Here is a 17,981-nt window from a genome sequence, read left to right as displayed (position 1 = left end):
CAGCGTGAGCAAGCCTGCCGTCATCTTCGACTTCGGCGGCGTGCTGTTCCGCTGGAACCCGGCCGAGCTGCTGGCCCTGGTGCTGCCGGACCGCGTTCGCAATGTCGCCGATGCCGAACACTGGAAGCTGCAGTTCTTCCAGCAGTACGAGGGCGACTGGGGCGCGTTCGACAGCGGCCTGATCGACGATGCCGAGGTGGTCCGGCGCATCGCGGTGCGCACGGGTCTCACCGAAGCCGAGGTGCGGGCCGTGGTCGATGCGGTGCCCGGCTACCTGGTCCCACAGCCAGGCACCGTCGCCGTGCTGCGCGCGCTCAAGGACGCCGGCCACCCGCTGTTTTTCCTGTCCAACATGCCAGCGCCTTATGCGGAGTATCTGCGCCGCACGCACGACTTCCTCGGCTGGTTCGAGGCTGGCGTGTTTTCGTCCGAGGTGAAGATGGGCAAGCCGGCGGCGGAAGTCTTCGAGCTGGCACTGGCCCGCTTTGGCCTGCAACCCGGGCAGGCGCTGTTCATTGACGATCACCCGATCAACATCAGCGCTGCCCATGCGCTGGGCCTGCCGGCCGTGTTGTTCACAAGCGCCGAACAACTGGCGCTGGACCTGAAGGCGCAAGGGCTGCTGTAAAGCAGCAGGCACGGATCAGTTCCCGGCTTGTTTCGACAAGGCCGGTACCCTTGACCGCTGACGCGCCCGCCGCCACTGCCGCTCCGAGCTGAAACCGCCCAGCGCGGCCGCTTGTTTGCCGGCCAGGCCGGCGGCGCTGGCTTCCACTGCCAGTGCCAGGCGCACCTGTTCGACGTGCTCGCGCGGCGACAGGCCGGCGTGCTGCTGGAACAGCCGTGAGAGGTGGCGTGGGGTGACGTGGGCCAGTGCGGCCATGCGTTCCAGCGTCCAGTCCTCGCCGGGTGCGTCCACCACGGCGTTTTGCACCGCGTGCACGGCGGGGTGCAAATGCCGGCGCCCGGTCAGCAAGGGCGAGCGTTCCGGGTCTTCACTGCCGCGGCGATGGAACACCACCATGACCTGCGCGACGGCGGAGGCCAGGCCTTCGCCCTGGCGTTCGGCGATCAGGTGCAGCGCCAGGTCGATGCCGGCTGTGATGCCGGCGCTGCTCCAGACCGGGCCGTCGCACACGAACACGCGGTTGGGCAGCACGCGGGCGCCGGGTGCCATCAGCGCCAGGTCGGCCAGCAGCTCGTGGTGGGTGGTGACCTGCCGCTCGGCCAGCAGGCCGGCGTCTGCGGCCAGCAGCGCGCCGACGCAGACGGTCAGCAGCCGGTGTTCGCTGCCCGGGTTGGCCAGCGCAGGCGCGAGCACACGGCCCAACCAGTCCCGCGTGGCCAGCCAGGCGTCCTGGTGGCGCACCACCTGCAGCGCGTCACCCGGCCGGCCCAACAGCACGACCCAGGTCGGTGAGGCGAGCTGTGCGGGCAAGGGTGACAAGGCCGAGAGCCCCAGCCCCACCGACGAGATGACCGTGGTTTCGGGCCCTGCAAAACGCATCTCGAAACCCGCGGGCAGGCCGCGCCTGGCGAGTTGCTGGTTGGCCAGGCGGAAGGCCTCGGCCGGGCCGGCGAGGTCCAGCAGCAGCGTGTCCGGCAGCACGATGAACAGCACCTGGACCGGCGGTGCGCCGGGCAGGCCGAGCGCGGGCGGGCGAGGGGCAGTAGGGCTCATGGGTGTTTCAGGACAGCAGCGGATCGTCACGCCATGGTGTGTCGAGCTGGCGTGCGGTGCGGCGAGCCCACACGCTGCCAGCGCTGTCCGGCCCAAGGCCCGCCAACGCGGCATCGCCCGCGCGCCGCACCAAGTGCAGGCTGAGGTCGATGCCGGCGGCAATGCCGGCCGAGGTCAACACCTTGCCGGTGTCGACCCAGCGCAGGTCGGGGCGCAGCGTCAGACCTGGCTGCAGCTTGGCCAGATCGGCGAGGTCTTCCCAGTGCGTGGTCGCCTCGCAGTCGCGCAGCACGCCGGCTGCGGCCAGCACCAATGCACCGGTGCAGATGGAGGCCACGCAGCTGGCGGCGCTGGCGCGGCGCTGCAGCTCGGCCAGCAGCGGTGCGTCGGTCAACAAACCGTTCACCACGCCGCCGGGCACCAGCAGCCAGTCGCAAGCCGGGGCGTCGGCCAGGCGGTGCCGCGGCTGCAGCGGCAGGCCCGCGCGGGCGAGCACCGGGCGGCCGTCCGGCGAAGCCGTCACCAGTTCGAAGTGCGGCAGCTGCAGCGGCGCGACAACCCCATTCACCACAGGTGCCTCATTGCCGGCGAGGCGCTGGGCCATGCGGTTGGCGGTGGTCAGCACCTCATACGGCCCGGCGAAATCCAGCAGTTCGACCTCGTCGAACATCAGCAACAGCACGCGGATCGCTGCGGGTGCGGTCATGCCGCCTCCGCTTCTGCGCCGTGTGCCGCCTCGGCGGCGCGGGCCAGGGCCTGGTCCACGCTGCAGATGGTGGCGAAGCGGCCGGCCAGGACGGTCTCCGTGCGTTCGCAGATCGCTGCGGCACTGAGCACCGTGCCGGCGGGGGTTTGCATGTCGAAAGTCAGCGTGGCCTCGGTCACGTAGTCAATCTCCCAGCCTTCGTCGCTGGCATGGCGAGTGGTGGTTTCGCAGCATTGCTCGGTGCGGATCCCGGCGACGATCAGGCGGCCGATGCGCTGTGCGCGCAGCCAGTCGCCCAGCCCCGTGCCGACCAGCGCGCTGTGGCGATGCTTGTCCACGCGCAGGGCCGGCGTGAAGGCTGGCAGGCCGTCCAGCGGGCGCACCAGGCCGCTGGCATGCGCGAAGGGGTTGTCGGGCGTGTCCGGGCCGTCGCTGTGGAAGACCTGCACCACGGGGATGCCCCGGGTCTCGCAACCGGCCAGCAGGCGGCGGGTTGCGTCCAGGTAAGCGGGCAGTTCGCTGTCCTGCCAGTAGGGCCGTGCGGGGAAGGAGGCCTGCACGTCGATGAGCAGCAGGGCGGTCCGGGTGGTGTCAAAAGAGGACATGGAATGATTCTCCGTGGAAAGCGTACATCCGAATGTTCCCTTCTTGGCGACAAGCGACCAAGGCCGCCGCCGGACCTGTTGCGGTCAATTCAGGACTTCAGGTGGCGCAGGGCGGGTCCTTCATGCTGCATTGCCGAGCTGTCGGATCGCTGTCGGCATCCTGTCCGGCGCGAAATGGCGGGCGAAACGCCGCCTGTTCTGCGCTTTGGCATTGGCGGGGCCGCCCGATAGTCAAGGTCTGGCACGTCCTGGCATTGCCCGCCGGGCGGTGAGGCTGTGCCACGTTGGGAGTCCAAGATGAATCTCTCCTCGATCGGCACTGGCGCTGCAGCGCAAGCCCTTTCTGCCGCCGGCGTTTCCGGCAAGACCGCCATGAGTTTCCACGAACTCGGCAAGTCGCTGCGCAAGGGCGACATCGAAGGTGCCAAGCAGGCTTATGCCGACATCCTGAAGAACCCGCCCGAAGGCGCCAGCTGGGACCCCAACAGCGCGTTTGCGCAGTTGGGCAAGGACCTGGCCAAGGGGGACATCGACGGCGCCAAGGCCATCGCGGCCGATGCGATCAAGTCGGCTCGCGATCAGCGCGGCCATGGCTCGACCACTGGCGGCCCGATCGTGAACCAGGACCCGACGCCGCCGGACGCTGAATCAATGGCCGTCAGCGGCAGCATTTCGCTGACCGCCTGAGGTCGACCGGCTTGGTCAGCGGGCGGCCAGCGCCCGCTTGGCCAGGTTGACCCAGAGCGCTGCGCCCTTGGGGATCAGCGCGTCATTGAAGTCGTAGTTCGGGTTGTGCAGCGTGCAGGGCCCGAGGCTCAGGTCGTGGCCGGCGTAGCCTCGCCGGTGCTCGCCTTCGCCGTTGCCGATCATGAAATACGCACCCGGCTTTTCCATCAGGAAAAAGCTGAAGTCTTCCGCGCCCATGGTCGGGTCGAAGTCCAGCGTGTTCTCGGCGCCCACCGTCTCGCGCATCGCTTCGCGCAGCTGTGCGACCTCGGCCGTGTGGTTGATCGTCGGCGGATAGTTGCGGTGGAAATCAAACGCCGCCTTCGCTCCGAAGGCGGCCGCGGTGTGCTCGCTGATCTCTCGCATGCGCTGCTCGATCATGTCCAGCACGCCGACCGAGAAGGTGCGCACCGTGCCCTGGATCTCGCAGGTGTCCGGCACCACGTTGGTGGCCTCGCCGGTGTGGATCATGGTCACCGAGATCACGGCCGCATCGGTCGGCTTCTTGTTGCGCGTCACGATGGTCTGGAAGGCCTGCACCATCTGGCAGGCGACCGGCACCGGGTCGATGCCGTTGTGCGGCAGTGCGGCGTGCGAGCCCTTGCCGGTGATGACGATCTTGAACTCGTTGCTCGAAGCCATGATGGGCCCGTCGCAGACCGAGAAGCTGCCTTCGGGCAGGCCCGGCCAGTTGTGCATGCCGTAGATCGCGTCCATCGGGAAGCGTTCGAAAAGCCCGTCCTTGATCATTTCGCGCGCGCCGCCGCCGCCTTCTTCGGCCGGCTGGAAGACCAGGTAGACGGTGCCGTCGAAGCCGCGCTCACGGGCCAGGTGCTTGGCCGCGGCCAGCAGCATCGCGGTGTGCCCGTCGTGGCCGCAGGCGTGCATCTTGCCGGCGTGCTTGCTGGCATGCGCGAAGGTGTTGTGCTCGGTCATCGGCAGCGCGTCCATGTCGGCGCGCAGGCCGATGGCGCGTGGGCTGCTGCCGTTTTTCAGGATGCCGACCACGCCGGTCTTGCCCAGGCCGCGGTGGATGGGGATGCCCCAGGCCGTGAGGTTGCGCGCCACCAAGTCCGAAGTGCGTTCCTCGTGGAAGCACAGCTCCGGGTGAGCGTGGATGTCGCGTCGCAGCGCGGTGAATTCGTCTGCATCGCGCAGCAGGTCGGAGATCAGGGGCATGGCGCGTTCCGCTGTCAGGGTTCATGCCATGTTAGCCCCCTGACGCATACCCGACTTGCCATGCCGGACGACCGTGCGTTGGCGCTGCGGGGGCCGGCGCCGGTGGCTTGGCGTACCCGCGAGGCCGGCTGCCCCATCTACCTCCTGACGGCCCCGTTCTCGGTCAGCATCGACAGTTCAACGAACTTGGAAGCGACGTGATCGTGTGCACCGAGGTTCAGGTTGAAGCCGCCGAAGTTGACGTTTTGCAGCGACTCCAGCCCGGTGGTCAACCCTTCCCGGGTGTTGGTGCGGCCGCGTTTCAGGCCCTCGACGAACACACGTGCCGCCAGGAAGCCTTCCATGCTGGAGTAGTTCGGTTTGGCGGCACTGCCGGCGGCCTTCACGGCGTCCAGGTATTCGCGGGAAATCGGCGTCGTGGTCGAGAACGGAAAGGGCATGACCTGGCTGACGACCACGCCCAGCGCTTCCTTGCCCAATTCGTCCGCCAGCGCCTGTGTGCCCACGAAGGACACGTTGTAGAAGGTGCCGCCGTAGCCGGCCTTGCGGGCGGCGCGGATGAAGGCCGCGCAGCTCTTGTAGGCGCTGATCTGCACCACGCCGTCCGGCTTCGCGGCGATGATGGCCTTGACGGCGGCGTCCACGTCCACGCTGTTGCGCTCCACCGTGCCCACCGCGACCGGCTGCAGGTTGTGTGCCTTCAAGGCTTTGTTCACGCCGTCCAGTCCGGCCTGGCCGTAGCTGTCGTTCTGGCGGAAGACGGCGATCTTGCTCAGGCCAAACGAGGTCATCTGCTTGACGATCAGGGCCGTCTCGTCGTCGTACGAAGCACGCACGTGGAAGACGTTGCGGCTGAACGGCTCGCGCAGCGCCGGGGCCCCGGTGAACGGTGCGAAGAACGGCATCTTCGATTCGTTGACCAGGGGCATCGCCGCCAGCGAGGTCGGCGTGCCGACATAGCCGAACAGCGCGAACACGTTGTCGGCGATGAATTTTTCGGTGTTGGCCTTGCAGCGAACCGGGTCGTAGGCATCGTCCAGCGTGCGCAGCTCGATGAGCTGGCCGTTCACGCCGCCGCTGGCATTGACCTGGTCGAAATGCAGCCGCGCTCCCAGGTTCATCTGCGTGCCCAGCAGCGCCGCCGGGCCGCTGAAGGCGGCCGACACCAGGCGACTTTCCTTGTCGGCGCGGGCCGAAGGAAGCAGGGCGGCTGTGGGAAGGGCCGCCAGCGACTGCAGCGCACGCCGGCGGGACCAGCCGCGCATGCGCGGCTTGACAGATGAATCGGAATTCATGTTTCGTGCTCTTTGAGCTGAGGAATGGGCAAGGCCCAACGAAAAAGACATCGGCCGGTGCAATCCCGGATTGACAGGCTCGATCAATGACCGCTGCATTGTTACAAGAGTAAGCAGGACTTATTGCGCGGAAAAGCGGTTTTTATCGCCGCTTCAGTGGCCGCATGACCTGGTTGACCCTGGCTTTGCCTTCGGGGCGACCTTCGCGGTCCTGGTGAGGCATGTGACATGATCCAAGAATGAGCGATCAGACGACTGCCACCCACCCGGCTGCCGCAGTGCGTGTGGTGCACGCAGCCTGCCCTCACGACTGCCCCGACACCTGTGCGATCCGTGTCACGGTGCAAGGCCAGCAGATCGTGCGCCTGCAGGGCGACCCCGACCACCCCACCACCCACGGCGCGCTGTGCACCAAGGTTTCGCGCTACGCCGAGCGCGTCACCCACCCCGAGCGCGTGCTGCGGCCGCTGCGCCGCCTCGGCGCAAAGGGTGAAGGCCGCTTCGAGCCGGTCAGCTGGGACGAGGCGCTCAGCGACATTGCCGGCCGACTGAAAGCCATTGCCGCGCGGGACCCGGAAGCCATCCTGCCCTACAGCTACGCCGGCACCATGGGCCTGGTGCAAGGCGAGAGCATGGCCTCGCGCTTCTTCCACCAGCTCGGCGCTTCGTTCCTGGACCGCACCATTTGCGCCGCGGCCGGCGGCGAAGGCCTGCAGCAGACCTACGGCGCCAAGATGGGCATGCACCTCGAGCACTTCGCCGAGAGCAGGCTGATCCTCATCTGGGGCAGCAACTCGATTGCCTCCAACCTGCATTTCTGGACCTACGCGCAGGCTGCCAAGCGCAACGGCGCCAAGCTGATCGCCATCGACCCGCGCCGCAGCGAAACCGCCGAGAAGTGCCACCAGCACATCGCGCCGATGCCCGGCACCGACGGCGCGCTGGCGCTGGGCCTGATGCACGAACTGATCGTCAACGACTGGCTGGACCATGACTACCTGGCGCAGCACGTCGAAGGCTGGCCCGAACTGCGAGCGCGCGCGCTGCAGTGGCCGCCCGAGCGCGCAGCCGAAACCTGTGGGCTGACGGCCGACGAAGTGCGCGGCCTGGCGCGTGACTACGGCACCACCGCGCCGGCCGCGATTCGCCTGAACTACGGCATGCAGCGCGTGCGCGGTGGCGGCAATGCCGTGCGCCTGATCGCGCTGCTGCCTTGCCTGACGGGTGCCTGGAAGCACCGCGCAGGTGGCCTGTTGCTGTCGGCCTCCGGCTGGTTCAAGCGCGTGCGCAACGGCGCTGCGCTGGAGCGCCCGGACCTGCTGGCCGGCCGGCGGCCGCGCGCCCTCAACATGAGCACCATCGGCGACGACCTGCTGAACCCCGGCTCGGCAGCGTTTGGCCCGAAGGTCGAGGCGGTGATCGTCTACAACAGCAACCCGGTCGCGGTGGCGCCGGACTCGGCCAAGGTCGTCGCCGGTTTCCAGCGCGAGGACCTGTTCACCGTGGTGCTGGAGCACTTCCTGACCGACACCGCCGACAACGCGGACTACGTGCTGCCGGCCACCACGCAGCTTGAACACTGGGACGTGCACACCAGCTACGGTCACACCTACCTGCTGATCAACGAGCCGGCCCTGGCGCCGGCCGGCGAGGCCCGCTCCAACGCCGAGATCTTCCGCCAGCTGGCCGCGAAGATGGGCTTCGACGACCCTTGTTTTGCCGACGACGACCTGGCGCTGGCCCGTCAGGCGTTGGTGCCGTCGGTGGACTTCGAGCGCCTGCGGCGCGACGGCTGGCTCAAGCTGGACCTGCCCGAGGCGCCGTTTGCCGAAGGCGGTTTCGCCACGCCCAGCGGTCGCGCCCGCGCCACCGCGCCCGGCGTGCCGCTGCCGGACTTCGTGCCGAACTACGAAAGCGCGCGCAGCACCCCAGAGCTGGCCAGTCGCTTCCCGCTGGCGATGATCTCGCCGCCAGCGCGCAACTTCCTCAACTCCACCTTCGTCAACGTCAAGAGCCTGCGCGCCATCGAAGGCGAGCCGCTGCTGGAAATGCACGCCGGTGACGCGGCCTCTCGCGGGTTGGTGGACGGCAGCATGGTCCGTGTCTTCAACGACCGCGGCGAGCACCACTGCCTGCTGAAGGTCAGCCCGCGCGCGCGGCCGGGGGTCGTGCACGGCCTGGGCGTGTGGTGGCGCAAGCTGGGCCGCAACGGCACCAACGTCAACCAGCTGACCCACCAGGGCCTGACCGACCTGGGCGGCGGCCCGAGTTTCTACGACTGCCTGGTCGAGGTCGCCGCGCTGCCCGTGGCGGCGTGAGCGCCCAGGCAGCTCAAGGATGCGCTGGGGCAGGTGGCTGGCCGTGAGCACGGCATCTCTGGTGGGCGTGGTCGTGTTGGCCGCCGGTACCGTGTGCGCCACCAGCGGCTGCAGTTCCATCGGCTACCTGCTGCAGTCGGCGCAAGGCCATGTCTCGCTGATCACCAGCGCGCGTCCGGTGAGCGACGTGATCGCCGATGCGCAGACCCCCCCGGCCCTGAAGGAGCGCCTGGCGCTGACCCAGCGCCTGCGCGACTACGCCGTCTCCGAGCTGAAGCTGCCGGACAACCACAGCTACCGCAGCTATGCGGACCTGCACCGGCCGGCCGCCGTGTGGAACGTTGTGGCGGCGCCCGAGCTGTCGCTGAAGCTGCGCACCTGGTGCTTTCCCATCGTCGGCTGCGTGGGCTACCGCGGTTACTACGCGCTGGACACCGCCGAAGCGGCTGCGCAGTCACTGCGCGACGAAGGCCTGGAAGTGGCCGTCTACCCGGTGCCGGCCTACTCCACGCTGGGCAAGACCGAATGGCTGGGCGGCGACCCGCTGCTGAACACCTTTGTGCAATGGCCCGAAGGCGAGCTGGCGCGGCTGATCTTCCATGAGCTGGCGCACCAGGTGGCCTACGCGCCGGGCGACACCTCGTTCAACGAAGCCTTCGCGACTGCGGTCGAGCGCCTGGGCGGCGAGCGCTGGCTCGGCACGCATGCCAGCCAGCAGGCACGTGACCAGTACGCCGCGCTGAACAGCCGCCGCGACGACATGCGGGCCATGGTCAACCACACCCGGCTGGCACTGGACGCCGTCTACAAGAGCCCGCTGGACGATGACGGCAAGCGCGCCCGCAAGGCCGAGCTGATGGCCGCGCTGCGTGCCGAGTATGCGCAGGCCAAGGCCGAGCGCTGGAACGGTTACGCCGGCTATGACCTGTTCTTCGAGAAGCTGAACAACGCCACGCTGGGCGTGCAGGCCGCTTACCTTGGGCTGGTGCCGGCCTTCGAGGCCTTGTTCGAGCGCGAAGGCCGTGACTTTTCGCGCTTCTACACAGCAGTCAAGGCGCTGGCCGAGCGACCCCGAGCCGAGCGCGACGCCGCCATCAAGGCGCTGTTGCCAGCGGGGCAGGCCGCGCCCGATGTCACACCTGAAGCCGACCCGGCCAGCAGGCCGGGCTGAAGTTGCAATTCCGAGCGCGCTGCAGCGGCGACAATCCGGCTCGCTGTGCGCCACTTGGCGCGCCCTGTTCCGTCCAGACTCCGCCAACGCCATGTCCGATTTGAAGATTCGCCGCGAACACCAACTGGGCTTGGCCCGCGCCCGCGCCGTGGCCAAGAAATGGGCCGAACACGCCGAAAAGAAGTTCGACGTGAAGTGCGAGCTGGCGAGCGGCGAAGCGCAGGACGTGCTCCGCTTCAGCCGTGCCGGCGTGAGCGGCGAGATGCTGGTCAGCTCAGATGCATTCGAGCTGAACGCCAAGCTCGGCTTCCTGTTCAAGCCCTTCGCCAGCCAGATCGAAGCCGAGGCCTGCAAGCAGCTGGACACCGCGCTGGCCAAGGAAGCCGCCAGGGGCGCTGGCTGAAGTCAACGCGGCAGGCTGTCGCTGCCGTTTGGCCCTGGGCTCAACAGCGTGATCTGACAGCGCCGGGCCTGCGCCGATCCGTCAGGTTCCTGCCTTGGTCTTCGCGCTGTACATCAGCGAAATGTGGCTGCCGTTGCTGCCGTCGTCGCTGACGTCGACCATCACGTTGCTCTCGGCCTTGGTGTCCGAGATGCTCAGCGTCATGCCTTTTTCCTTGCCCTGGTCCATCACCAGCTTGTCTGCCTGGCTGGCCTTGAGTTGGGCCCGGTACCAGTCCGAAACCTTCTTCGGGTCATCGCTGCTGGTCAGCTCCACCTGCATCATCATGCCCTCGCCATTGACGATGCGCGTGCCCTTGTTGTCGGCCGGCTTGGCGCCCGGGTAGAACGGCAGCCCCAAGTCCTTCTCGCTGATCTGGGCCGAGCCCATCTCCATCTTGAAGGCCTTGCCGTGCTCGTCCTGCCCCTCGACCTTCATCCCGCCGTTGCCCAGGTCTACCTTGGCATTGGTGTTGCCATCCTTGTTGATCGAAGACTCGATCATCTTCTCGGTCGCCTTCTGCGTGGCCACCTCCTGAACCTTGCCGCAGGCGGTCAGGCCGGCTGCCAGGGCAAGCGTTGCCAGTGCAAGGGTGAGGCGGGGGTGTGGGGCGGCGGTGAGCAGAGCAAAACTGCGCATCATCGAAGTCTCCTGGAGCTTGAATGAAAAAGTGGTGGGCATCATGCCGTGCGGTCTCCCTGGTGCCCATCCCCGAAAAAGGGGCGTGACGTGGGCTGGCGAGTCGACGCTTCAGGCACGGCCAGGCCACCGCTTCGCATTTCATCGCCCGATTCCCGCAACTCGTCGCACACCGGCAGACAATCGGCCGCCCGCTTTCTACAGTGTGCTACATCACCAACACACTGGAGCGGCCCATGCAGACCTGGGACAACCGGCAACCGATTTACCGGCAACTGGCCGACCGCCTGGCCGGCGGCCTGCTGGATGGCAGCCCGCCGGAGGGTGAGCCCATGCCTTCGGTGCGGGCGCTGGCCTCGCATTACGTGCTGAACCCGCTTACTGTCGGCCGGGCGCTGCAGGCGCTGAGCGAGGACGGGCTGCTGGAGAGCCGGCGCGGGCTGGGCATGTTCGTGCGCAGCGGGGCGCGGCAGCGGCTCAAGGAGCTGGAGCGGCAACGCTTCCTGGAGCTGGAGTGGCCGCAACTGCGGCGGCGCCTGCGCCAGCTGGGCCTGGGACCCGAACAACTTGACTGGGAGGCATGACGCCATGAGCGACAACATCAACATCAGCACAGACCAAGGTGCAGCGCTGATCCGGGCCGAAGGCGTGAACCTTCGCTACGGCAAGAAGACCGTGCTGGACAACCTGAGCTTCACGATCCCGAAGGGCCGCGTGGTTGGCCTGCTGGGCCACAACGGCGCCGGCAAGACCACGCTGATGAAGGCGATGGTCGGCCTGGCCGCCCATGCCGGTCAACTGGACGTGCTGGGCCTGGACCCGCGCAAGCAGCGCACCGAGTTGCTGCAGTCGCTGTGCTACATCCCGGACGTGGCCATCCTGCCGCGCTGGGCCAGGGTGCACGAGCTGATCACGCTGATGAGTGGCATGCATCCGAAGTTCTCGGCCGACCGATCCCGCGAGCTGCTGCGCCGCACCAGCGTGGGCCTGAACGACAAGGTCAAGCAGCTCTCGCGGGGCATGGTGGTGCAGTTGCACCTCGCGCTGATCGCCGCGGTGGACGCCCGCATCATGATCCTTGACGAGCCGACGCTGGGCCTGGATGTGCTCTCGCGCAAGGCCTTCTACGAGCTGCTGATCAACGAATGGTGCGATGGCGAGCGCACGGTGCTGATCTCGACCCACCAGGTCGAGGAAGTGGAGGCGCTGCTGTCGGACGTGATGATGCTCAACGACGGCAAGCTGGTGCTCAACATCAGCCTGGACCAGCTGGACCAGCGCTACTCGGCGCTGAGCCATGCGCCTGCGGCTGCCAGCGCGGTCGCCGCGGCCCATCCGCTGCTGCGCTACGGCGCGCCGAACGGCCCGTCCACCGCGATCTTCGACGGGGCGATGCCCAGTGAGGTCGAGGCCCTGGGCCAGCGCGTGCGGCCCAGCCTGGTCGACCTGTTCCTCGCGCTGACACGCGCCCCCGAACTGAACCCGCGCGCCGGCCGCTGAGCGGCCACGTGATCCAAGGAGCATGAAATGAATTCGACGACTTTCCTGGCGCTGATGCAGCGCGAATGGATGCAGCACCGGCGCGGCTGGCTGATCTTCAGTGCGGTACCGCTGTGCATGATGCTGTTCGCCATCGTGGTGGGCAATGTGCATGTGTCTTCCGACGAAAGCGCACTCAGCGTACTGGTGGCGCTGGCCGGTGGCTACATCGGCGCGGTGATGATGCTGGGCTGGGTGGGCGCCGGCTTCCAGTCCTCCGGGCTGGGCCAGCGGGACCGGCAGGACCGCAGCATCGAGTTCTGGCGCTCGTTGCCTGTGAGCGACTGGGCGGCGGTGGGCGCCACCGCGCTGATGCACGTGCTGGTGTTCCAGCTGATGGTGGCCGGCATCGCCTTCGTCTGCGGCCTGGTCGTGGCGGTGCTCACCGTGGCCCGCGTCTACGGCCTCGGCGGGCTGGCCTCGCTGCCTTGGGGCACGCTGGGCACGGTGATTGTGGCCGCCGTGCCGCGGGTGCTGGTGGCGGTGGGTGCTGCGGCGCTGTGGGCCGCGCCGGTGATGCTGTTCGTGATGGCGGCCTCCGCCTGGCTCAAGCGCTGGGGCGGCATTGCCGCGGTGGGCGCGCTCGGCCTGGGTGGCGTGATCCTGGCCAAGGTCTACCAGATGCCCTGGCTGCTGCAGACGCTGGCGACCATGGCCGAGCGCTTCCGCGACGCGATCTTCCCGGTGGCCCGACACGACTTCGAGTCCTTCCCCTGGGACGGCCAGCTCACGCAGCTGCCGCAATGGCTGCTGAGCGACACCCATCGCGTGCTCGGCGAACTGGTCGACCCGGCGATGGGCTGGGGCCTGGTGCTGGCGGTGCTCAGCTTTGTGCTGTTGGTGCTGCGGCGGCAGCGGGCTTGAGCCTCTTGCCCCGACAAAACAAAAGCCCCTCGCGAAGGGGCTTTTTCAATGGGCGACGAGAAGAGCGTCAACCTGCCGGAAACAGGTCCCTCAATCGCGGATACAGCTGCGCCCAGCGCGCCTGGCGCGGCGCCAGGTAGGCGGCTTCGGCGGCGTCGGGTTCGAAGCGGCGGGCCAGCGGCGGCGCGGGGCAGACCTCGGCCAGCAGCGTGCGGGGCAGGCTGCCGTCCGCGTTCAGCGCGGGCGACAGGTCGGCCAGCCAGGCGAGGCGGGCCGCGCCGAGCGCGCCGCCGGCTTCGCCGCCTTGGTGGGTGTGCAGCGCCACGCCCAGCGTCGAGGCCAGCAGCTGCGCCCATTCGGGGCTGCGGGCACCGCCGCCGACGAGCGACAGCGCCTTGACCGCACCAGGTGCAGCGCCCAGCGCGCGCCAGCCGTCCAGCAGGCCGAAGCCCACGCCTTCCATCACGGCGTAGCCGAGATGGAAGGCGCTGTGGCTGCCGGTGAGGCCAAACAGCACGCCTTGCGCGTTGGCGTCGTTGTGCGGCGTGCGTTCGCCGCTGAGGTAGGGCAGGAACAGCGGGGCGGCGTCGCGCTCGGCGGGGCTGAGCGCGGCGACCTGGGCGACCAGCTCGGCCTCGCTGGCCAGCCCGGTCAGCTCGCGCACCCAGCGCAGCGCGCTGGCGGCCGAAAGCATCACGCTCATCTGGTGCCAGGTGGCGGGCAGCGCGTGGCAGAAGGCGTGCACCGCGGAAGCCGGGTTGGGCCGGAAGCGGTCGTTGGTCAGGAAGATCACGCCCGAGGTGCCGAGCGACACGAAACCCTGGTTCGGCTGCACCGCACCAATGCCGACCGCGCTGGCCGCGTTGTCTCCGCCGCCGCCAGCGATGGGCAGGCCGCCGTTTTCGCCACGCTTCAGGCCCCAGCGAGCGGCCAGCGCGGGCAGCAGGTGGCCGGCCACCGCGCTGCCTTCGGCGAGGGCCGGCATCTGCGCTTCGGTGAGGCCGGTGGCCGCCAGCAGTTCAGGTGACCAGCGGCGCTGCGCCACGTCCAGCCACAGCGTGCCGGCCGCGTCGGACAGGTCGCTGATGGCCTCGCCCGTCAGCTGCAGTCGCAGCCAGTCCTTGGGCAGCAGCACCTTGGCGACGCGGGCGAAGAGTTCGGGCTCGTGCTTCCTGACCCACAGCAGCTTGGGCGCGGTGAAGCCTGGCATCGCCAGGTTGCCGGCGATGGCGTGCAGGTCCGGGCAGGCGGTTTCCAGCTCGGCGCATTCGGCGCTGGCCCGGCCGTCGTTCCACAGGATGGCCGGGCGCAGCACCTGGTCGGCCTCGTCGAGCAGCACCGCGCCGTGCATCTGGCCGGACAGGCCGATGGCACGCACCTCGGCCATTGCCGCCGGGTGCGATGCAGCGAGTGCTTGCATCGCGGCGTCGGTGGCGGTCCACCATTGCAGCGGATGTTGTTCGCTCCAGCGCGGCTGCGGGCGCGACAGCGTCAGGGCTTCACCGGTGGTGGCGACGATGCGCTGCTGCGCGTCGAGCAGCAGCAGCTTGATCTCGGAGGTGCCGAGGTCGATGCCAAGGTACATGGGCTTCAGTTCCTTCGGCCGTCGGGCAGCAGGCCAAAACGCTGGCCTGCCTGGCGGCGGAATTCGGTGGGCGTCATGCCCTTGATGTCCAGGAAACGGCGGTTGAAATTGGCCACGTTGTTGAAGCCGACCTCGAAGCAGATGTGCGTGACCAGCCGGTCCGAATCCATCAGCAGCTGGCAGGCGCGGTTCACGCGGATGCGGTTGACGAAATCGGTGAAGGTGTTGCCGGTGGCGCGGCGGAAGAAGCGCGAGAAGCGGCTTTCGCTCATGCCCAGTTCGCCTGCGAGTTCGCTGGCCGACAGCGGCTGGGCCACGTTGTCCGTGATGCGCGAAACGATGGCGTTGATCTGGTCCAGCTGGGTGTCGTCGTCGGCACTCTGCATCTGCACGCTGGACAGCAGCCGGTAGTCGGTGCAGCGCGCCAGCTCGCCGAGGAATTCGGCGAAGGCCGCGAAGCGCAGCAGCCCGTGCCTGGCCTTCACGCGCTCCCAGTGCGCTCGCGCCTGCTCGGCCAGGCCGAAGAACTCGACACCGCGGCGCGCCCGCTCCAGCAGCGGCAGCGCCTCGGCCAGTTCAGGAATGTGCTCGGCCGCAGCGGCGATCGGCGCATGCGGGAACTGGATCACCAGGTCGCGTTGCGCAAAGCCGCCTTCGGGCAGGTCCATCGAGATCCAGTTGTGCGGCAGCCGCGGGCCGCACAGCACCAGGTGACCGGGCTGGAACGGCCCGATCCAGTCGCCCACGAAGGCCTTGCCCGAGCTGGCGACGATGAGGTGCAGCTCGTACTCGTCATGGTGGTGCCAGCGCGCCAGCGGCGTCGGGAAACCGTGCGACAGGCAGCGGATGAAGCCCACGTCCTCCGGCGCCTCGTAGCCCAGCGCGGGGCTGCGGGCGTAGTCATGCTCCAGCTCGGGCTGGCGCTGGCGGGGGAGTTGGGGCGGGTTCTGCATCAGGGGGCTGTGACAGGCGGGTGCGAAGCGACGAAGCTTGCCGCGCGCGCGGCGGCGTCTTGCAACGCGGCCAACAGCGCAGGCGTGCCGGCCAGTTCACCGAACAACACCGTGTCCGCCGCGAAGGCGGCGACCGGGTCGGCCGCGCTGCAGATCGCATGCGCCACGGCCGGGTCCATCGCCTGGTCGTGGTAGACGTGCGGCAGCGTGCCGGCATGCCAGCGCTGCAGGTAGGCCAGGAACAGCGCCGGCAGCATGGCCACGCTGGCAATGCTGGCACCTGCGGCCAGGCGCTCGCGCAGCGTCGGCGCGATGAAGCCGGGGATCTTCGAGAAACCGTCCATCGCCACGCGCTGGTTGGTGTCGGCAATGGCGGGGTTGGCAAAGCGGTCCAGCACCACGTCGCGGTACTTCGCCAAGTCAATCGGGCTGGGCTTGGCGGGCGTGTCCAGCACCGGAATGGTGTCGTTGGTCACGTAGTCGAAGGCCAGTTGGCGGATGGACGCGTCCTGCGTGCCTTCGTGGATGTAGTGGTGGCCCACCAGCGTGCCGGCCCATGCGATGCAGCTGTGAGTCGCGTTCAGCAGCCGGATCTTGGCCTCCTCGTAGGCGTCCACCGACTTCACCATTTCGACGCCCACGGTTTCCCAGGCCGGGCGGCCGGCGGCGAAGCGGTCTTCGATGACCCACTGGATGAAGCTTTCGCCCATCAGCGCGGCCGGGTCGTCCACGCCGGTGGCTGCCAGCACGCGCTCGCGCACGGCAGGCGTGGCGCGCGGCGTGATGCGGTCCACCATCGCATTCGGGCAGGTGGTGCAGACCTCCACCCAGTCGCGCAGCGCGCTGTCGCCGATCAGGTCGATGAACTGCAGCAGGCCGCTGCGCACCCGGTCGCCGTTGTGGCGCAGGTTGTCGCAGTTCAGCAGCGTGAGCGGGCCGCTGGCCTGCTGCATGCGGGCGCGCAGGATCTGCGTCAGCGCGCCGTAGATCGTGGTGCCCGCCCGGGCGGCCTTCAGCGCTGCCACGTCTGCCGCCAGGTCGGCGAAGTTCAGGTCCAGCTGGTGGTCCGCATTCAGGTAGTAGCCGGCCTCGGTCACGGTGAACGAAACGATGCGGGTCAGCGGATCGGCGCCGGCGGCGACCAGGCCTTGCAGCTGCGCGTCCCAGCCAATCACCTGCGTGATGGCGCCGATGCGCTGGTACACGCGCTCGCCGGCCGGCGACACGGTTTCCAGCGTGTACGCGCCGCCCGCAGCCTGCAGCGCGGCGATGGTCTCGGCGCCGTCGGGGCGGATGTTGCCGCCGGCCAGCACCCAGCTGCGGTCACCGGCGTCGTGCAGCGCTTGCTGGTAAACGGCCTGGTGCGCGCGGTGGAACGCGCCCAGGCCCAGGTGCAGCATCACGAACGGGGCTTCGGCGGAGGAGGGAGAGGCGGTGGTCATGGAAGCAGGCGGAAAATGAAGAGGAATCTCAATGGGTTGCGGCAATGGCCACACCCGTGCGTGTCACGCGGCCACCGGCGTCGAACAGGTGCACGGTCTCGGGCTGAAGCTGCAGGCCCACGCGGTCGCCGGCGGACAGCGCGCTGCGCGAGTTCTGCCGCGCCACCAGCTGCGCGCCGCTGTCGGTGCTGACATAGATCAGCGTCTCGGCGCCCAGTGCCTCGACCAGCTCGACCTGGCCGCTGAGCTGGCCCTGGCCGGCCGGCAGCACGGCCAGGTTTTCCGGGCGCAGGCCGATGAAGCCATCTGCCGCGACGGGCAGGCCGTAAGCCGCTGCGGCCTGCGGCATCTGCGCCGCCGCGACCACGTTCATCTGCGGCGTCCCGATGAACTGCGCCACGAACTGGTTGGCCGGTTTGTCGTACAGCTCCAGCGGCGTGCCGACCTGCTCGATCCTGCCGTCGCGCAGCACCACCACGCGGTCGGCCAGCGTCATGGCCTCGACCTGGTCGTGCGTGACGTAAATGGTGGTGGCGCCCAGCTCGCGGTGCAGCTTGGCAATCTCCACGCGGGTCTGGCCACGCAGCGCGGCGTCCAGGTTGGACAGCGGCTCGTCGAACAGGAAGACCTTGGGCGAGCGCACGATGGCGCGGCCGATGGCCACGCGCTGGCGCTGGCCGCCGGACAGCTCCTTAGGCGTGCGCTGCAGGTAGGCGGTGAGGTTCAGGATCTTCGCGGCGCGCTCGACCTTCTCGCGGATCTCGCTTTCGCTGACCTTGGCCAGCTTCAGCGCGAAGCTCATGTTCTCGTACACGCTCATGTGCGGGTAGAGCGCG

Annotated in this window: 18 protein-coding genes; 8 read left to right on the top strand and 10 right to left on the bottom strand. The window is 68.6% G+C overall.

Annotated features, from left to right (window positions below):
- Positions 1 to 4 precede the first annotated feature (4 nt).
- On the top strand, positions 5 to 628 hold the full coding sequence (locus ACAH41_RS06970) for an HAD family phosphatase (protein ID WP_325652013.1): 624 nt from the start codon (positions 5 to 7) through the stop codon (positions 626 to 628).
- A gap of 15 nt (positions 629 to 643) precedes the next feature.
- On the opposite strand, the gene ACAH41_RS06965 is transcribed toward ACAH41_RS06970, so the two are convergent.
- From ACAH41_RS06965 to ACAH41_RS06955, 3 genes are read right to left on the bottom strand one after another with little or no spacing between them, the layout of a single operon-like run.
- Positions 644 to 1,681: a helix-turn-helix domain-containing protein gene (locus ACAH41_RS06965; RefSeq protein WP_325652012.1), complete on the bottom strand. Its 1,038-nt coding sequence runs from the start codon at positions 1,679 to 1,681 to the stop codon at positions 644 to 646.
- A 7-nt stretch (positions 1,682 to 1,688) separates the two neighbouring features.
- On the bottom strand, positions 1,689 to 2,387 hold the full coding sequence (locus tag ACAH41_RS06960; protein WP_325652010.1) for a DJ-1/PfpI family protein: 699 nt from the start codon (positions 2,385 to 2,387) through the stop codon (positions 1,689 to 1,691).
- Positions 2,384 to 2,992 carry an isochorismatase family protein gene (locus tag ACAH41_RS06955; RefSeq protein WP_325652008.1) on the bottom strand — a complete coding sequence of 203 codons (609 nt, stop codon included), beginning with the start codon at positions 2,990 to 2,992 and terminating at the stop codon, positions 2,384 to 2,386. The genes ACAH41_RS06960 and ACAH41_RS06955 overlap by 4 nt, the downstream gene beginning before the upstream one ends.
- A gap of 297 nt (positions 2,993 to 3,289) precedes the next feature.
- Here ACAH41_RS06955 and ACAH41_RS06950 point away from each other — a divergent pair, with 297 nt between their 5' ends.
- On the top strand, positions 3,290 to 3,679 hold the full coding sequence (locus tag ACAH41_RS06950) for a hypothetical protein (protein WP_325652006.1): 390 nt from the start codon (positions 3,290 to 3,292) through the stop codon (positions 3,677 to 3,679).
- A 15-nt stretch (positions 3,680 to 3,694) separates the two neighbouring features.
- Here the strand turns inward: ACAH41_RS06950 and ACAH41_RS06945 are convergent, their stop codons facing one another.
- On the bottom strand, positions 3,695 to 4,897 hold the full coding sequence (locus ACAH41_RS06945) for a M20 aminoacylase family protein (protein WP_325652005.1): 1,203 nt from the start codon (positions 4,895 to 4,897) through the stop codon (positions 3,695 to 3,697).
- Positions 4,898 to 5,034: 137 nt separating this feature from the next.
- Positions 5,035 to 6,192, bottom strand: coding sequence for an ABC transporter substrate-binding protein (locus tag ACAH41_RS06940; protein ID WP_325652002.1), 1,158 nt, complete (start codon positions 6,190 to 6,192; stop codon positions 5,035 to 5,037).
- A gap of 239 nt (positions 6,193 to 6,431) precedes the next feature.
- On the opposite strand from ACAH41_RS06940, the gene ACAH41_RS06935 reads away from it, so the two are divergent.
- The 3 genes from ACAH41_RS06935 to ACAH41_RS06925 all read left to right on the top strand — a co-directional run bounded on the left by ACAH41_RS06935 (position 6,432) and on the right by ACAH41_RS06925 (position 10,084).
- On the top strand, positions 6,432 to 8,510 hold the full coding sequence (locus tag ACAH41_RS06935) for a molybdopterin oxidoreductase family protein (protein ID WP_325652000.1): 2,079 nt from the start codon (positions 6,432 to 6,434) through the stop codon (positions 8,508 to 8,510).
- Positions 8,511 to 8,529: 19 nt separating this feature from the next.
- Positions 8,530 to 9,681 (top strand): aminopeptidase, encoded by a 1,152-nt coding sequence (locus ACAH41_RS06930; RefSeq protein ID WP_370538233.1) that lies wholly within the window; start codon positions 8,530 to 8,532, stop codon positions 9,679 to 9,681.
- Positions 9,682 to 9,772: 91 nt separating this feature from the next.
- On the top strand, positions 9,773 to 10,084 hold the full coding sequence (locus ACAH41_RS06925; RefSeq protein WP_325651996.1) for a polyhydroxyalkanoic acid system family protein: 312 nt from the start codon (positions 9,773 to 9,775) through the stop codon (positions 10,082 to 10,084).
- Positions 10,085 to 10,165: 81 nt separating this feature from the next.
- Here ACAH41_RS06925 and ACAH41_RS06920 read toward each other — a convergent pair whose 3' ends face one another.
- On the bottom strand, positions 10,166 to 10,762 hold the full coding sequence (locus ACAH41_RS06920; RefSeq protein ID WP_325651995.1) for a hypothetical protein: 597 nt from the start codon (positions 10,760 to 10,762) through the stop codon (positions 10,166 to 10,168).
- Positions 10,763 to 10,998: 236 nt separating this feature from the next.
- Here ACAH41_RS06920 and ACAH41_RS06915 point away from each other — a divergent pair, with 236 nt between their 5' ends.
- The 3 genes from ACAH41_RS06915 to ACAH41_RS06905 are packed head-to-tail and all read left to right on the top strand — an operon-like array spanning position 10,999 to position 13,165.
- Positions 10,999 to 11,346 (top strand): GntR family transcriptional regulator, encoded by a 348-nt coding sequence (locus tag ACAH41_RS06915; RefSeq protein ID WP_141289706.1) that lies wholly within the window; start codon positions 10,999 to 11,001, stop codon positions 11,344 to 11,346.
- A 4-nt stretch (positions 11,347 to 11,350) separates the two neighbouring features.
- Positions 11,351 to 12,262, top strand: coding sequence for an ABC transporter ATP-binding protein (locus ACAH41_RS06910; RefSeq protein ID WP_325651992.1), 912 nt, complete (start codon positions 11,351 to 11,353; stop codon positions 12,260 to 12,262).
- Between the two features lie 27 nt (positions 12,263 to 12,289).
- The gene (locus ACAH41_RS06905) at positions 12,290 to 13,165 is read left to right on the top strand and encodes a hypothetical protein (RefSeq protein ID WP_325651990.1); all 876 of its coding nucleotides are present in this window, start codon (positions 12,290 to 12,292) and stop codon (positions 13,163 to 13,165) included.
- A 67-nt stretch (positions 13,166 to 13,232) separates the two neighbouring features.
- Here the strand turns inward: ACAH41_RS06905 and xylB are convergent, their stop codons facing one another.
- The 4 genes from xylB to ACAH41_RS06885 all read right to left on the bottom strand — a co-directional run.
- Positions 13,233 to 14,750, bottom strand: a complete 1,518-nt coding sequence (gene xylB / locus ACAH41_RS06900) for a xylulokinase (protein ID WP_325651989.1) — start codon at positions 14,748 to 14,750, stop codon at positions 13,233 to 13,235.
- A 5-nt stretch (positions 14,751 to 14,755) separates the two neighbouring features.
- On the bottom strand, positions 14,756 to 15,703 hold the full coding sequence (locus ACAH41_RS06895; RefSeq protein WP_325651988.1) for an AraC family transcriptional regulator: 948 nt from the start codon (positions 15,701 to 15,703) through the stop codon (positions 14,756 to 14,758).
- Complete coding sequence (dalD, locus tag ACAH41_RS06890) at positions 15,703 to 17,103, bottom strand: D-arabinitol 4-dehydrogenase (RefSeq protein ID WP_325652090.1); 1,401 nt, start codon at positions 17,101 to 17,103, stop codon at positions 15,703 to 15,705. Before dalD ends, ACAH41_RS06895 begins: the two co-directional genes overlap by 1 nt.
- A gap of 70 nt (positions 17,104 to 17,173) precedes the next feature.
- A partial coding sequence (locus tag ACAH41_RS06885) for a TOBE domain-containing protein (protein ID WP_325651986.1) occupies positions 17,174 to 17,981 on the bottom strand: 808 nt, incomplete at its 5' end.

This window comes from Ideonella sp., assembly GCF_041287625.1.
In the GTDB taxonomy this organism is placed as follows: domain Bacteria; phylum Pseudomonadota; class Gammaproteobacteria; order Burkholderiales; family Burkholderiaceae_C; genus Ideonella.
This window is presented reverse-complemented; position numbering and strand designations above follow the sequence as displayed.

Coding starts and splice junctions, on each gene's coding strand:
- ACAH41_RS06925 (WP_325651996.1), top strand. CDS start 9,773: ATGTCCGATTTGAAGATTCGCCGCGAACACCAACTGGGCTTGGCCCGC.
- ACAH41_RS06940 (WP_325652002.1), bottom strand. CDS start 6,192: ATGAATTCCGATTCATCTGTCAAGCCGCGCATGCGCGGCTGGTCCCGC.
- ACAH41_RS06945 (WP_325652005.1), bottom strand. CDS start 4,897: ATGCCCCTGATCTCCGACCTGCTGCGCGATGCAGACGAATTCACCGCG.
- ACAH41_RS06905 (WP_325651990.1), top strand. CDS start 12,290: ATGAATTCGACGACTTTCCTGGCGCTGATGCAGCGCGAATGGATGCAG.
- dalD (WP_325652090.1), bottom strand. CDS start 17,103: ATGCTGCACCTGGGCCTGGGCGCGTTCCACCGCGCGCACCAGGCCGTT.
- ACAH41_RS06910 (WP_325651992.1), top strand. CDS start 11,351: ATGAGCGACAACATCAACATCAGCACAGACCAAGGTGCAGCGCTGATC.
- ACAH41_RS06955 (WP_325652008.1), bottom strand. CDS start 2,992: ATGTCCTCTTTTGACACCACCCGGACCGCCCTGCTGCTCATCGACGTG.
- ACAH41_RS06960 (WP_325652010.1), bottom strand. CDS start 2,387: ATGACCGCACCCGCAGCGATCCGCGTGCTGTTGCTGATGTTCGACGAG.
- ACAH41_RS06935 (WP_325652000.1), top strand. CDS start 6,432: ATGAGCGATCAGACGACTGCCACCCACCCGGCTGCCGCAGTGCGTGTG.
- ACAH41_RS06965 (WP_325652012.1), bottom strand. CDS start 1,681: ATGAGCCCTACTGCCCCTCGCCCGCCCGCGCTCGGCCTGCCCGGCGCA.
- ACAH41_RS06950 (WP_325652006.1), top strand. CDS start 3,290: ATGAATCTCTCCTCGATCGGCACTGGCGCTGCAGCGCAAGCCCTTTCT.
- ACAH41_RS06920 (WP_325651995.1), bottom strand. CDS start 10,762: ATGCGCAGTTTTGCTCTGCTCACCGCCGCCCCACACCCCCGCCTCACC.
- ACAH41_RS06915 (WP_141289706.1), top strand. CDS start 10,999: ATGCAGACCTGGGACAACCGGCAACCGATTTACCGGCAACTGGCCGAC.
- xylB (WP_325651989.1), bottom strand. CDS start 14,750: ATGTACCTTGGCATCGACCTCGGCACCTCCGAGATCAAGCTGCTGCTG.
- ACAH41_RS06895 (WP_325651988.1), bottom strand. CDS start 15,703: ATGCAGAACCCGCCCCAACTCCCCCGCCAGCGCCAGCCCGAGCTGGAG.
- ACAH41_RS06930 (WP_370538233.1), top strand. CDS start 8,530: ATGCGCTGGGGCAGGTGGCTGGCCGTGAGCACGGCATCTCTGGTGGGC.